The sequence below is a fragment of the Amycolatopsis roodepoortensis genome (assembly GCF_024628825.1).
GTDB classification, from domain to species: Bacteria; Actinomycetota; Actinomycetes; order Mycobacteriales; family Pseudonocardiaceae; genus Amycolatopsis; species Amycolatopsis roodepoortensis.
On sequence record NZ_CP102415.1, the window covers coordinates 7,931,559 to 7,944,252 of the forward strand.

Below are 12,694 nucleotides of genomic sequence, written 5' to 3' on the forward strand. Positions count from 1 at the left end.
AGATCGGTCCAGGAGGGCCAGAACGATGACGAGCACCCTGCAGAACGACCTGACCCCGTACGGCGGAGTTGTCGCCGACGCCGCTTGGGCGGAGGAGGTGCGGAGCCTCGCTCGCAAGCGCGACGCCGTCCTGCTCGCGCACAACTACCAGGTCCCCGAGATCCAGGACATCGCCGACTTCACCGGCGACTCCCTCGCGCTGAGCCGGATCGCGGCGAGCAGCGACGCGTCCACCATCGTCTTCTGCGGCGTGCACTTCATGGCCGAGACGGCGAAGATCCTGGCGCCCGAAAAGACCGTCCTGATCCCGGACGCGCGGGCAGGCTGCTCGCTCGCGGACTCCATCACCGGCGACCAGCTGCGCGCCTGGAAGGCCGAGCACCCCGGCGCGGTCGTCGTCTCGTACGTGAACACCACGGCCGAGGTCAAGGCGGAGACCGACATCTGCTGCACCTCGTCGAACGCCGTCGACGTGGTCGCCTCCATCCCCGCTGACCAGGAGGTTCTCTTCCTGCCGGACCAGTTCCTCGGCGCGCACGTCAAACGCGTGACCGGCCGGGAGAACATGCACATCTGGGCCGGGGAGTGCCACGTGCACGCCGGGATCAACGGCGCCGAGCTGGCCGAGCGGGCCTCGGAGAACCCGGACGCCGACCTGTTCATCCACCCGGAATGCGGCTGCGCGACCTCGGCGCTGTACCTGGCGGGCGAGGGTGCCGTCGCCCCCGAGCGGGTCAAGATCCTCTCGACCGGCGACATGGTCCACGCCGCCCGCGACACCAAGGCGAAGTCGGTGCTCGTGGCCACCGAGATCGGGATGATCCACCAGCTGCGCAAGGCTGCGCCGGAGATCGACTTCCGCGCGGTGAACGACCGGGCGTCCTGCCGGTACATGAAGATGATCACGCCGGCCGCCCTCCTGCGGTCGCTGCGTGAGGGTGCCGACGAGGTCCACGTCGACGCCGGGACCGCCGCCCGTGCCCGCGCTTCCGTGCAGCGCATGATCGAGATCGGGCAGCCTGGCGGCGGAGAATGACCGACCAGGTTACCGCTCTCCAGGCGAAAACCCACCCGCTCTGGGAGGCCGCCGCCGATCTCGTGGTGATCGGCAGCGGCGTCGCGGGGCTCACCGCGGCCCTGCGGGCGCGGGAACTCGGGCTGCACGTCCTGGTGGTCACCAAGGCGACGGTCTCCGACGGCAACACCCGCTGGGCGCAGGGCGGTATCGCGGTCGTCCTGGAGGGTGAGCACGAGCGAGGGGATTCGGTCGGCAAGCACGCCGAGGACACCCTCACCGCCGGTGCCGGGCTCTGCGACGAAGACGCCGTCCGGTCGATCATCGCCGGTGGCCCGGCCGCGGTGGCCCGCTTGCGCGCGGAAGGTGCGCGCTTCGACCCGGCGGCCGAAGGGCGGCCCGAACTGGCCCGGACGCGGGAGGGCGGGCACAGCGCGTTCCGCGTCATCCACGCCGGTGGCGACGCGACCGGCGCGGAGGTCGAGCGGACGCTGGTCGCGACGGCCGGGGACCGGCGGATCCCGGTGCTGGAGCACCACATCGCCGTCGACGCGATCCGCACGCCCGCGGGCGAGGTCGTGGGCGTGACGGTCCTGGACCGCAACGGGGTGCCCGGGGTCGTCCGGGCGCCCGCGGTGCTGCTGGCCAGCGGCGGGCTGGGGCAGCTCTACCAGGCGACGTCGAATCCGGAGATCGCCACCGGCGACGGGCTGGCGCTGGCGTTGCGCGCGGGGGCGCAGGTCGCGGACGTCGAGTTCGTCCAGTTCCATCCGACGGTCCTGTTCACGCCCGGCGCGCGCGGCCGTCTCCCGCTGGTCACCGAGGCGGTGCGCGGCGAGGGCGCGACGTTGCACGACGCGACGGGCGCTTCGGTGATGCGGGGAGTCCACCCGCTCGGCGATCTCGCGCCACGGGACGTCGTCTCGGCGGCGATCACCCGCCGGATGGTGCAGGCGCCCGGCGGGGTCGACGACCACGTTTTCCTCGACGCGACAGGGATTTCCGGGTTCGCCAAGCGGTTCCCGACCGTGCACGCGGCGTGCGCGGCGATCGGGCTGGACCCGGCGAAGGAACCGATCCCGGTCACGCCCGCGGCGCATTTCGCCTGCGGTGGCGTGGTGACCACTGTGGACGGACGCTCCGGCGTCCGCGGTCTCTACGCGGCGGGCGAGGTCGCCAGGACCGGGCTGCACGGCGCGAATCGCTTGGCCTCCAACAGTTTGCTCGAAGGCCTGGTCGTCGGGCAGCGGGTGGCGGAAGCGGTCGCCATCGATCTCGCCGCCGGATTGCTCGCCGACCCGCGCCGCGGTGTGCTCATGCCTCCGGCGAAGGTCGCGGTGGCCGATCGCGACGCCTTGCAGCGCGCGATGAGCCGGTACGCCGCCATCGGCCGGGACGCGGAAGGTCTTTCGGTCGTGGGTTCGGTGCTGGATCTTTCGGTCACCGAGAGTCCTTTGTGGACTCCCCGGGTCGTCGAGGACGCGGCGCTCACCTTGGTGGCGGAAGCACTGGTCGCGGCGGCGGCGCGCCGGACGGAGTCCCGCGGCTGTCACGTGCGCACCGATTTCCCCGAACGCGACGACGACGTCTGGCAACGCGGTCAGCTCATCCGGCTCAGCCCGTCGGGGCAGCCGGTACTGGCCGATCCGATCGCTTTGGAGGGTGTGGCATGAGCGAATTCTCCCCCTGGGTCGTCAAGGCGCTGGCCGATCACGGCCTCGACGCCGCCGATGCGCACCGTGTCGTCACGACGGCGCTGGCCGAGGATCTGCGGTACGGGCCCGACGCGACGACGAACGCCACCGTGCCCGAATCCGCTCGCGCGCTGGCCGAACTCACGCCGAGGACGGCCGGTGTGGTCGCCGGGATCCCGGTGGCCCTGGCGGTGTTCGACGTCGTGCTCGGCTCGGGCCTGGAGATCCTGGCCGCCCGTGACGACGGCGACCGGCTGACCGCCGGGGAGCCCGCGCTGGTCGTGCGGGGGCCGGTGCGCGGCCTGCTCACCGCCGAACGCACCGCGCTGAACCTGCTGTGCCACCTGTCCGGTATCGCCACCGCGACCGCCGCCTGGGTGCGCGCCGTGGAGGGAACCGGTTGCCGGATCAGGGATTCCCGCAAGACGCTGCCCGGGCTTCGGTTGCTGGAGAAGTACGCCGTGCGCGCGGGTGGCGGGGTGAACCACCGGCTCGGGCTCGGCGACGCGGTGCTGATCAAGGACAACCACGTGGTCGCCGCCGGTTCGGTGACCGCCGCGCTCGCGGCCGCGCGCGAACACGCGCCCGAACTGCACTGTGAGGTCGAGGTCGACGACCTGGCCCAGCTGGACGAGGCGCTCGCGGCGGGTGCCGACGAGGTGCTGCTGGACAACTTCACGCCCGACGAATGCGCGAAGGCCGTCGACCGGCGCGACGAGGTCTCACCGAAGACCCGCCTGGAATCCTCGGGCGGTCTGCGGCTCGACGTCGCGCGGGCGTACGCGGAGTCCGGTGTGGACTTCCTTGCCGTCGGAGCGCTCACGCATTCCTCGCCCGCGCTCGACCTCGGGATGGACCTGCGCTGAGGTGCGGCACTAGAATTCCCTTGTATGACAAGGGAATTCTGGAGGAATGGTGGGCTTTGCCGGTAAAAGTGCCGTCGCGGGATGCGTCGGTTTCGTGGCACTGCTCGGCACCCCCGCCCCGTCGACGGCGGTCGCCGAGCAGTGCGCGAACCCGACGGGGACCTACACCGCGGCCGTCCCGTGGGGACAGCGGCTGATCGATCCCGTGCGGATCTGGCCGCTGTCCCGCGGCACCGGCCAGCTGGTCGCGGTGATCGGCACCGGGGTCGACGGCGGCAACGGCCAGTTCGCGCCCGGCCAGCTCCTCGGCGGCCAGGGCACCCAGGCCGACGACTGCGACGGCCGGGGCACCATCGCGGCCGGGATCGTCGGCGCGCAACCGGATCCGTCCACGACGTTCACCGGGATCGCGCCCGGCGCCAAGATCCTGCCGATCCGCTACACCCAGGTGAACGGCGGCGGCGATCCCGGGCAGCTCGCGGGCGCCATCGAAACCGCGCTGAACCGCGGCGCCGGGATCATCCTGATCGCCGTCCCGGCCGCCTCCGACAGTCCCGCGCTGACCGGTGCCGTGTCGCGTGCCAAGGAGAAGGGCGCGCTGATCGTCTCTCCCGCCGCGGGGACGCAACAGGGCCAGACCTCCTACCCGACCGCGACACCGGGTGTGCTCGCGGTGGGATCGACCAACCAGACCGGTGCGGCGGTGCAGACGGAATCCGGTCCCTACGTGGGGATCTCCGCGCCCGGCGCCGAACTGGTCAGCACGTCCGCCGGCGCGGGCGGGACCGTGGCGCACCGGTGGCCGGTGAGTGACCCGAGCCTGGCCGCCGCGCACGTCGCGGGAGTCGCGGCGCTCGTGCGCGCGTATCACCCGGAGCTGTCGCCGGAGCAGGTCGTCACCCGGCTGACGCTGACCGCGCATCGCGGGCCGAACGGTGGGCACGATCCCCGGCGGGGCTGGGGCGCGATCGACGCCTACGCCGCCGTTTCCGCCTCGATCCCGGCCGGCACGCCCGGCCCGGGAGGGCCGCCGAGTGCCGGCCCGGACACCTTCGTCGTCCCCGCCGCCGCGCCCGCGCGGGCCAACGCGGACAAGGTTTCCGGTGTGCTCGCCATCTCCGGGGTGGCCGCGGCCATCGCGGCGGGCGTGGTGGTGGCCGCGGTCCGGCGGGGCAAGCGCCGGGGCTGGAAGCCTTCGCGGTTCCGCGCCTCGTGAGCGGCAGCGGTGTACTGGGGGACACCGCCGCCGCTCACGAGGTCTTTCGCGACCCCCTGGGGTTTAGGGGACGGCTACGCAGGCCGTCGAGCCCACGATGGCCACGCCGTCGCCGGCGCGGGAGACATGCACGTTGAAGTCGGCGCCGTCGCGGCTGAACTGGGCGATCAGCTCACGCGGGTTGCTGCGGTCGCGCGTTCGCCAGCCCTGGCTTTCCAGCAGCGGCAGGACGACGTCGACGAGTTTGCGGATCGCGTCGGTCGCGTCGTCCACCCGGAGGCCGTACTGCCAGCAGAGCAACCGGCCCGGCTGCGTCGGGTCGCAGTCCAGCTCGCCTTCCACGGTGCGTTCGGCGCTGGAGCCGAAGGTGCCCGCGACACCGTCGATGACCGCGGTCAGGTCCTCGGCCAGCGGGTCGAGCTCGGTGTTCCTGGTGATCATGGTGAACCCCTCACAAGCCTCGTCCGACGCCTTCGATGACCATCTCGCGCAGCGAGCCACTGGTGAAGCCCTCGTGGGTGACCGCGCCGCCGGTGATCACACCGTAGATGTTGTTCCACGAATCGGAACCCGGCTTGAGCACCCCGCTGTGGGACTCGAGGCCCCACTGCAGATCGCCGTTCGCGTCGCGGCCGGTTTCCAGTTCGACGACGCCGGGGAAGCGGTCGGGGTCCGCTCCGTGCCCGGCGCCGAGCCATTCGACGAGCCCCGCGTTGCCCTGCGCCACCACGATCGGGTCGAAGGGGGCCGTCATGGAGTACCGCTGTACGCCAGCCTGGCTGGCCGGGAGGTCGTCCGGGCTCCAGATGCCGTGCCCCATGCCCGCGGACTCGACGTGCAGCACCTGGTCGGCCCGCAGGCCGAGCTGCTCGGCGAGTCCCACGGTCGCGCCGCCGTAGCTGTGCCCGACGGCGGTGACCACGACACCCGGTCCGGCGTGGCTGTCGATCTGGCCGCGCAGTTCGTCGCCGAACGCCTTGAGGTCGGGCGCCATCGTCTGCGCGTAGTGCGCGGCGGGCCCTTCGGTGACGACGTTCTGCGGGAAGACCCCGTCGGCCCAGACCACCATCGCGGTGCGTCCGGTGGCGTCCGCGGCGACCAGGCTCTTGCCGAGGTCGGCGTAACTCTGGAAGTTGTCGAACGAGGTGTTGACGCCGGGGACGAACAAGCCGACGTTGCGGGTGCCCGGCTCGATGCGGCCGACCAGCTCGACGATGCGCCCGTTACCGGACGGGTCGAACCGCAGGATCTGCCGGTCGTTGGCGAGGATGTCCTCGTACAGCGCGATCCTGGTGCGCGCGCTCGCGATGTCGTCGGCTTTTCCGCCCTGCGCCAGGAGGTTCGCGAGCCGCTCGCGTTCGGTGGTCAGCGCGTCGGTGACCTTCGTGCGGTTCTCGGCGATCGCGGTGGCCCACGAGCCGGTGTCGGCCGCGCCGCCGACGCCGGCCGGATTCCCGGCCTTGGGCAACGGGTTCTCCGGCATGAGTGACCGGTACGTGGCGGCGATCTGGACGTCGGCGCGCCGGTAGCCGCCGCCCGCGGCCGTCAGGCCCTGGTGGATCACCGTCGCCTTGGTGATCTGGCCGTCGAGTTTGCCCGCGACGTCCTTGATCGTCTTGGTGTACGTGGCCGAAGCCGCGCCGGAAGCCGAAACCTGGCCGAACGCGGTGGCGGGGACGTTCTCACCCGCCAGCGCGGTCTGCGCGGTCTTGAGCACGCCCGCGCGCTGTTCGAGTTCGGCCGCCGCCGCTTCGAGCCTGGCGGGGGCGACTCGGTAACCGCCCGCACTGGATGCCATCACCGAGCCGCCTCTCCTGGTGGAAAACGATCAGTACTGTTCGGGTTCTTCGCCGAGCACGGCGGGAGCGACCGGGGACGACTGGCCCCAGACGTTCTCGGTCTCCACGAGCCACGGCGGGATACGCCGCCCGGAGCCCATGTCGCCGCCCGCGCCCATGCCCATCGGCATCATGGGCATCATCGGCATCGCGCCCTTGGCCGCCGCCGCGCCCGCGGCGCCGGCCGCTCCGCCCGCCAGGCCGCTCATCGCGCTGCCCGAGCCGCCGTCGCCCGCCAGCCCGGAGAACGCCGCCGGGGCCTCGCCGGGACCGGAGAATCCGCCGCCCCCGCCGGCGCCGATCGCGCCGCCGTCGAGCGACGGCGCTCCGCCACCGCCGATCGGGATGCCGCCGCCGGTGCCGCCCGCGGTCGCGCCCGCCCCGCCGGCACCGCCGCCGACGACCTCGCCGTCCTTCTTCTCGTCCTTGGGGTTCTTGCCGTTCGCCCACGCGGGCACCCGCGGCATGATCGAGCCGAACCGGCCGAACGCGGCGGCCGAGGCCGCGGCGAGACCGGCGGTGAACATGTCGCCGAACAGCGGGTTCGACTTGGGCACCTGGCCAGGCTGCCCGGTGGTGGGCGGTGTGGAGCCGTCCGAAGGCAGCGGATGCGTGTTGTCGCCCGGCACCAGGCCGACGCCGGGGGTGCCGCCGATGTCGTTGCCGACCGAGCCACCCGGGGCGGTGCCGCCACCGGTGACCGGCGGCGGGGCGACGGCGTTCGGCGAGGCCGGAATGGACTCCTCCGCGGTGGAGTACTCGCCCGCGAGCTGGGTCATCACCACGATCGCCTTGCTGTGCGCCGCGCTGGCCGCGCCCGCGGCCTGCTGCTGCGCTTCGACGTTCGCGATGGCCTGCTGCCGCTGCTGCGCGGCGTTGATGATCGTCGCCTGCGACGAATCCGGCGGCAGCAGCGGCGGGTTGACGGCCAGCGCGAGATCCGCGGGGGAGACGTCGGGCACCGCGACCGGCGGCGGCATCTCCTTCTTGGCCTTAACCAGCGCGTCCGCGGCATCCTCGAGGAGGTTGTTCATCGCCTGCGCGGTCTGGGCGACCTTGCGGATTCCGCCGACGAGGTCGCTGATCATCGTGTGGTACTTGTCGGCGGCGCCACCGGTCCAGTTGCCGGAGAACTCCTTCAGCTCGCCGGTCAGGTTCTCGGCCTGTTCGAAGAGCCCGAGGCCGGTGGACTGCCATTTGTGGGCCGCGTGGCGCGCCGTGTTGGGGTCGCCCGCCTGCAGCATCGCGTAGAGCTGCTGGTGCGAGTACGCGGCGAAGTTCGTGTGCGCGGTCTCGGTCATCCCTTGTTCCCCCCGCCGTTCGAGCCGCTGTTGCCGCCCAGCACGCCCCCGAGGACGTTGAGCAACGGATCGAGCAGCCCGGTCTGCTGGCTCGCGTGGTTGATGTCGCCCGCCACCGAGTCGTCTGCCGCCGCGTAGCCGTCGGCGACGGTCGTCGTGACGTCCTGCGCGAAGGTGATCGCGCCCTTGACCTGGTCCAGCAGGCCCTGCATCTCGGCGACGGCCGCCTGGTGCGCCTTGGTGAGTGAACCCGCCTCACCGAACTCGCCGAACAGCAGCGGCTGCTCGGTCAGGGTCAGCAGGAAGTCGTTCGGCTTGGACATCGCGTGGATCTGGGTCTCCAGTTCCCGCACGAAGTCCTTCAGTGATTCCAGATGGACGTAGTACGACTGGTCTTGCATTGATCCCGGCTCTCTCGTGAACGGCCACGCCGACAAGGGGGACGACTACGCGCAAAGCCGGCCGGCCGGTGCCGAGGGGGGTGAAAGCACCGGCCGGCCGACGGATGGGGATGATCAGCCGGCGAACAGGCCCTGGTTGCGGTTCTCCAGGCTGTGCTGGAGATCGTGGGCGTCGCCGACCTTGCCACCGAACTGCGCGATGATCGCCACGATGTCCGCGGTGGCCTGGCGCAGGCGGGTTTCAGACGCACGGGCGGCCTCACCAGCGGAGCTGCCGGAGGCGTACCAGGTCTGGGTGATCGGCTGCAGGTTGGTGTGCAGCTGTTCGAGCTGGGACGTGAGCGCCTTGGCCTTGGCGGCCAGCGAGGCCGAGCTGTGCTGCAGCGCGGCGAAGTTGATTTCGACGACGTCAGCCATGATTGGTGGTCCTCTCGCGGATCAGGGGTTCAGCCGGTGGATCACGGTCTGGTCGACGACTCCGCTGACCCCGGTGAGGCTTTCCCGGACCTGCTCGTCACCCGAGTTGTAGTTCCGGTTGCTCTCGTGCACGAGGCGCGACATCGTGTTGAGCTCGTTCACGGCGATGGTCATCTTCTCCTGCAGACGGCGCTGCAGATCCCAGAACGCGACCGCCTGGTCACCCTTGTAGTTGTGCAGGGTCTGGGTCAGCTCGCTCTCCAAGCTGGCCATCGTGGTCTTGGCGTTCGACGCGGTCTCCTCGAACCCCTGGACGGCGCGCGCCATCGCAGCTGCGTCTGCCTGATATCCCGTACCGGTCATTGATGGGCCACCTCCTCTCATCTCGCTGGAAATCCCGGTGAGCACCAGGGGACGCCCTGTCTGCTCTTGTGAAGGACACGCTAGAAAAGAGGGGAGTGCGGTCAAACGGCACAACTGCCGGTCGCGCTGACGGCACTATTACCCACAGGTCGGTGGTAGGGCTTTCCCCACCCTCGATCAGGGGGAGCGCTCCAGTGTCCGGATCGGAGCTTCCCGGCACGCTCGATCCCATGGTGGACAAGGGATCCAGGGTGGCGCCGCATAGGCCGTTGATGATCTTGGCGGCGGCGATGGCGGTGCTCGGGGTCATCGCGCTCGGCGGTCTCGTTTTCGACGACCGCAGCCTCGTCAACGCGCCCATTTGGCTCAAACCGCTCAAGTTCACGATTTCCGTCGGGCTCTACGCGGTGACGCTGGCGTGGCTGATCGGGCAGCTGACCCGGGGCAAGCGGCTCGGCTGGTGGCTCGGGACGGTGTTCGCCGCCGGGCTCGGCCTGGACATGGCGTTGCTGTTCTGGCAGATCGCCATCCGCGGCCGGACACTCCACTTCAACCGGGAGACGCCCGCCGATCAGTGGATCAACAACATGGTCGCGAACGGCGCCTTCACCGGCTGGGGAGCGACGGCGGCCATCGCGCTTCTCCTGTTGTTCCAACGTCTTCCCGACCGGGCGATGAACTCCGCGTTACGCGCGGGTGCCGCGCTGTCGGTCGCCGGAATCGGCGTCGCGCTGCTGATGTTCGGGCCGAACGAACAGCAGATGGCCCAGTTCCGCGCCGGCGAACGGCCGTCGGTCCTCGGCGCCCACGCGGTCGGTGTCCCCGACGGCGGCCCGGGGCTGCCGGTGCTGGGCTGGAGCACCGTGGGCGGGGACATGCGGATCCCGCATTTCTTCGGCATCCACGCGATCCAGGTGCTGCCACTGGTCGCCTTCGGGCTGCTCAAGCTCGCCCGGCGGTATCCGGTGCTCGAATCGGAATTCGTACGGCGGAATCTGGTGCGGACCGCGTCGGTGGGTTTCGCGGGGGCGCTCGTGTTGCTCACTTGGCAGGCCCAGCGAGGCCAGTCCATCGTGCACCCGGATTTCTGGACGCTGGCCGCGGGTGCGGGGATTCTCGCCGTCGTGGCCGCCGGTTCGGCACTTTCGCTTAGGACTACGCGGCGGATGCATCAATTGACGTGATCTTCGCGAAATCCGTTCGGCACCTTCATCGCGATCCGATAGCTTTCGGGGCGATGAAGGGGGAACCGTGACTCGTAGACGGTTGACGGGCGTCGTGCTCGTCGCCACGGTGGTAGTGATCGGCGGGGTGGCCTGTTCGTCGGGATCTTCTCCCGACGCGGCCGCTCCGGCGGCGCCCGAGGTGTTCGGTCCGGCGGGATATCGCGGGCTGACCTTGGGCATGGCAAAGGACGCCGCGCTGGCGGGCGGGAAGCTCGCGACCGCGCCGACGTCCACTTTGGATGGTTGTACCGATTTCTCCTATGCCGGCGGTCCGGCGCCCGACCCGGCGCGGATGAAGGCGGAAGCGGATGTCGAGACCAAGGCCAAGGAACTGAACAAGAAGGCCGACGAGCTCGAAGCCGATCCGGAGGCGAAGCCGGGCGCGTCCGCGGAGGAAAGCGCCGAATCGGCGGAGAAGTCCGCGAAGGACGCTCAGCTGTTCGCTGACGCCGCTCAGGCGTCCGCGGACCTGGCGGGCAAGCGGGAGGAACGGGACAAAGCCTTCGTGGCCGCCGGAGGCGCTTCGTTCGGCAAGGACGGGCTACGTGAACTCGCCGCTCCTTCGGACGCGAAGACGGCCGAAGGGATCGGTATCGGTTCATCGCTGGTGGAACTCAAGGCGGCTTACGACGCCAAGGGGATGAAGGTCGGCGACAACGGCCGGTTCCAGGTTCCTGTCGACGGCAAACCGGGCTGGGTCTCTGAGTTCACCGTGAACGGGGACAAGGTCGGCTCGGTGTCGATGATCGACCCGAAGGCGAAGTGCGCCTGAGTTTCCGGGGTTTTCAGGCAGGCGAAAAGGGCCGTTCCTTTCGGACGGCCCTTTTCTCGTCGGGTCAGACTCCCGCGGTGGTGCGGATCCAGTCGCGGCTCGCCGCGACGCTGGCGTAGTTCTGGGTGCCCTGCGGGTTCGTGCCGGAGTTGCTGCCGGTCGAGCAGACCCCGACCTGGACGCCGTTCGAAAGCTGCGGGCCGCCCGAGTCGCCGTGCCAGGCCGAACCGTTGACGCCGACGCTGGCGATGGCCTGGCCGCCGTACGCGTCGCTGCTGGTGCCGGTGATGCGGACGTCGGCCGTCTTCAGGACGCTCGACGGCGGGTTGTTGCCCTGCGTACGGCCCCAGCCGTAGATCTGGTTCGTGGTGCCGTTGGCCGGGTTCGCGGTGCCGAGCTTCATGTACGTGGTGCTGACCGCGGTCGTGAGGTGCAGCAGCGCGATGTCGCCGCTCGGGGCGGCCTTCTGCTGGTCGACGTCGGCCTCGGTGCCCTGGTTCAGGTTGACGTTGCCGACCTTGACGTGCATGCCGGGCTTGTTGAGGCAGTGTTTCGCGGTGAGGACCCACTGCGGAGCGATGATCGTGCCGGAGCAGTTGAAACCGCCGAACGCGGTGGCGTCGTCCCAGTAGATCTGGGCGCCCCACGGCGCGGAACTCACGGTGCCTCCGCCGATGATGTCCTGGCCCGCGTTCGCGGCGGGAGTGGCGGCAAGGGTCAGCGCGGCGGCGGCACCGGCCACCGTTGCGACGATTTTGGACATACGCATGAATTCGCCCTTCGGCCTGCGTCGGGGATTCCGTTTCGGTTTCACCAAGTTAGGCCGCGGTAAGGATTTTTGTAACCTACCGAAGTCGGTTATCCGTCCTGGGTGAATTCCGGAATCGGGTGGATGCTGCCTTTTTGCCGTGGACGTCCGTTGTATCCGGATTCCCAGGCTCTGGTTCGCCTGCCGACGTCTAGAGTGTTCGCGTGACGACAGTGATCGTGCTCAACGGCGGCTCCAGTTCGGGTAAGTCGGGGATCGCCAGGTGCCTGCAAGCGGTGTTGCCGGATCCCTGGCTCACTCTCGGCGTGGACACCTTGATCGACGCCATGCCGTCCACTGTGGACGGGGGGATCGACTTCGCGGCGGACGGCGGGGTGAGTGTCGGATCCGGTTTCCAGCGGCTCGAGAACGCGTGGATGGCCGGTGTCGCGGCGATGGTGCGTGCGGGGGCCCGGGTCATCATCGACGACGCGTTCCTCGGTGGGGCCGCGTCGCAGCGGCGGTGGCGTGACGCGTTGGCCGGACTCGAGTTGTTGTGGGTCGGGGTCCGGTGTGACGGCGTCGTCGCCGCCGGGCGGGAGATCGCGCGAGGGGATCGGGTCACGGGGATGGCGGAGGCGCAGGCCGAGATCGTGCATCGAGGCGTGGTTTACGACCTTGAGGTGGACACCGGGGTGAATGAAGCTTTGGCTTGTGCGCGGGAGATCGCGGCTCGGGTCGGGTGATTTCGGTGGGGCGCTGGTGGGGGCAGGTAGGCCAACGGTGAGCGCTGGGGATCCCGCCGCCGCGACCCGAAGCTATCCGGGGTCCGTCTCG

14 protein-coding genes are annotated in these 12,694 nt (G+C 70.3%); 7 read left to right on the plus strand and 7 right to left on the minus strand.

Annotated features, from left to right (window positions below; translation table 11 throughout):
- Nucleotides 1–25 precede the first annotated feature (25 nt).
- From nadA to NQK81_RS38220, 4 genes are read left to right on the plus strand one after another with little or no spacing between them, the layout of a single operon-like run.
- Entirely contained in the window at nt 26–1,036 is a 1,011-nt protein-coding gene (nadA, locus tag NQK81_RS38205; RefSeq protein ID WP_257485346.1) for a quinolinate synthase NadA, read from the plus strand.
- Nucleotides 1,033–2,688, plus strand: a complete 1,656-nt coding sequence (locus NQK81_RS38210) for an L-aspartate oxidase (protein ID WP_126733756.1) — start codon at nt 1,033–1,035, stop codon at nt 2,686–2,688. The genes nadA and NQK81_RS38210 overlap by 4 nt, the downstream gene beginning before the upstream one ends.
- Nucleotides 2,685–3,575, plus strand: a complete 891-nt coding sequence (gene nadC / locus NQK81_RS38215; protein ID WP_257485347.1) for a carboxylating nicotinate-nucleotide diphosphorylase — start codon at nt 2,685–2,687, stop codon at nt 3,573–3,575. The genes NQK81_RS38210 and nadC overlap by 4 nt, the downstream gene beginning before the upstream one ends.
- A 46-nt stretch (nt 3,576–3,621) precedes the next feature.
- A complete protein-coding gene (locus NQK81_RS38220) occupies nt 3,622–4,791 on the plus strand; it encodes a S8 family serine peptidase (RefSeq protein ID WP_257485348.1) in 1,170 nt (389 codons plus the stop codon).
- A 63-nt stretch (nt 4,792–4,854) separates the two neighbouring features.
- Here the strand turns inward: NQK81_RS38220 and NQK81_RS38225 are convergent, their stop codons facing one another.
- From NQK81_RS38225 to NQK81_RS38250, 6 genes are all read right to left on the minus strand, one after another.
- The gene (locus NQK81_RS38225; RefSeq protein WP_126733753.1) at nt 4,855–5,232 is read right to left on the minus strand and encodes a hypothetical protein; all 378 of its coding nucleotides are present in this window, start codon (nt 5,230–5,232) and stop codon (nt 4,855–4,857) included.
- 10 nt (nt 5,233–5,242) lie between these two features.
- Complete coding sequence (locus NQK81_RS38230) at nt 5,243–6,589, minus strand: alpha/beta hydrolase (RefSeq protein ID WP_257485349.1); 1,347 nt, start codon at nt 6,587–6,589, stop codon at nt 5,243–5,245.
- A 30-nt stretch (nt 6,590–6,619) separates the two neighbouring features.
- Nucleotides 6,620–7,930, minus strand: a complete 1,311-nt coding sequence (locus tag NQK81_RS38235; protein WP_257485350.1) for a WXG100 family type VII secretion target — start codon at nt 7,928–7,930, stop codon at nt 6,620–6,622.
- Complete coding sequence (locus NQK81_RS38240) at nt 7,927–8,331, minus strand: hypothetical protein (RefSeq protein ID WP_034319402.1); 405 nt, start codon at nt 8,329–8,331, stop codon at nt 7,927–7,929. The genes NQK81_RS38235 and NQK81_RS38240 overlap by 4 nt, the downstream gene beginning before the upstream one ends.
- Nucleotides 8,332–8,445: 114 nt before the next feature.
- Nucleotides 8,446–8,748, minus strand: a complete 303-nt coding sequence (locus NQK81_RS38245; RefSeq protein WP_005155348.1) for a hypothetical protein — start codon at nt 8,746–8,748, stop codon at nt 8,446–8,448.
- A 21-nt stretch (nt 8,749–8,769) separates the two neighbouring features.
- The gene (locus NQK81_RS38250) at nt 8,770–9,111 is read right to left on the minus strand and encodes a WXG100 family type VII secretion target (RefSeq protein ID WP_076153289.1); all 342 of its coding nucleotides are present in this window, start codon (nt 9,109–9,111) and stop codon (nt 8,770–8,772) included.
- A 194-nt stretch (nt 9,112–9,305) separates the two neighbouring features.
- On the opposite strand from NQK81_RS38250, the gene NQK81_RS38255 reads away from it, so the two are divergent.
- Together NQK81_RS38255 and NQK81_RS38260 are read left to right on the plus strand one after the other, a co-directional pair.
- Nucleotides 9,306–10,295: a hypothetical protein gene (locus NQK81_RS38255; protein ID WP_257485351.1), complete on the plus strand. Its 990-nt coding sequence runs from the start codon at nt 9,306–9,308 to the stop codon at nt 10,293–10,295.
- A gap of 67 nt (nt 10,296–10,362) precedes the next feature.
- Nucleotides 10,363–11,109, plus strand: a complete 747-nt coding sequence (locus tag NQK81_RS38260; protein ID WP_257485352.1) for a hypothetical protein — start codon at nt 10,363–10,365, stop codon at nt 11,107–11,109.
- A gap of 64 nt (nt 11,110–11,173) precedes the next feature.
- Here NQK81_RS38260 and NQK81_RS38265 read toward each other — a convergent pair whose 3' ends face one another.
- On the minus strand, nt 11,174–11,872 hold the full coding sequence (locus tag NQK81_RS38265) for a S1 family peptidase (RefSeq protein WP_257489927.1): 699 nt from the start codon (nt 11,870–11,872) through the stop codon (nt 11,174–11,176).
- Nucleotides 11,873–12,081: 209 nt separating this feature from the next.
- Here NQK81_RS38265 and cpt point away from each other — a divergent pair, with 209 nt between their 5' ends.
- Nucleotides 12,082–12,603, plus strand: a complete 522-nt coding sequence (gene cpt, locus NQK81_RS38270; RefSeq protein WP_257485353.1) for a chloramphenicol phosphotransferase CPT — start codon at nt 12,082–12,084, stop codon at nt 12,601–12,603.
- The last annotated feature ends 91 nt before the right edge of the window (nt 12,604–12,694 follow it).

What these genes read in the sequence shown, in the direction of transcription:
- nadA (WP_257485346.1), top strand. Translation starts at nt 26, where the DNA reads ATGACGAGCACCCTGCAGAACGACCTGACCCCGTACGGCGGAGTTGTC.
- NQK81_RS38230 (WP_257485349.1), bottom strand. Translation starts at nt 6,589, where the DNA reads ATGGCATCCAGTGCGGGCGGTTACCGAGTCGCCCCCGCCAGGCTCGAA.
- nadC (WP_257485347.1), top strand. Translation starts at nt 2,685, where the DNA reads ATGAGCGAATTCTCCCCCTGGGTCGTCAAGGCGCTGGCCGATCACGGC.
- NQK81_RS38220 (WP_257485348.1), top strand. Translation starts at nt 3,622, where the DNA reads ATGGTGGGCTTTGCCGGTAAAAGTGCCGTCGCGGGATGCGTCGGTTTC.
- NQK81_RS38225 (WP_126733753.1), bottom strand. Translation starts at nt 5,232, where the DNA reads ATGATCACCAGGAACACCGAGCTCGACCCGCTGGCCGAGGACCTGACC.
- NQK81_RS38235 (WP_257485350.1), bottom strand. Translation starts at nt 7,930, where the DNA reads ATGACCGAGACCGCGCACACGAACTTCGCCGCGTACTCGCACCAGCAG.
- NQK81_RS38250 (WP_076153289.1), bottom strand. Translation starts at nt 9,111, where the DNA reads ATGACCGGTACGGGATATCAGGCAGACGCAGCTGCGATGGCGCGCGCC.
- NQK81_RS38210 (WP_126733756.1), top strand. Translation starts at nt 1,033, where the DNA reads ATGACCGACCAGGTTACCGCTCTCCAGGCGAAAACCCACCCGCTCTGG.
- NQK81_RS38245 (WP_005155348.1), bottom strand. Translation starts at nt 8,748, where the DNA reads ATGGCTGACGTCGTCGAAATCAACTTCGCCGCGCTGCAGCACAGCTCG.
- NQK81_RS38265 (WP_257489927.1), bottom strand. Translation starts at nt 11,872, where the DNA reads ATGTCCAAAATCGTCGCAACGGTGGCCGGTGCCGCCGCCGCGCTGACC.
- NQK81_RS38240 (WP_034319402.1), bottom strand. Translation starts at nt 8,331, where the DNA reads ATGCAAGACCAGTCGTACTACGTCCATCTGGAATCACTGAAGGACTTC.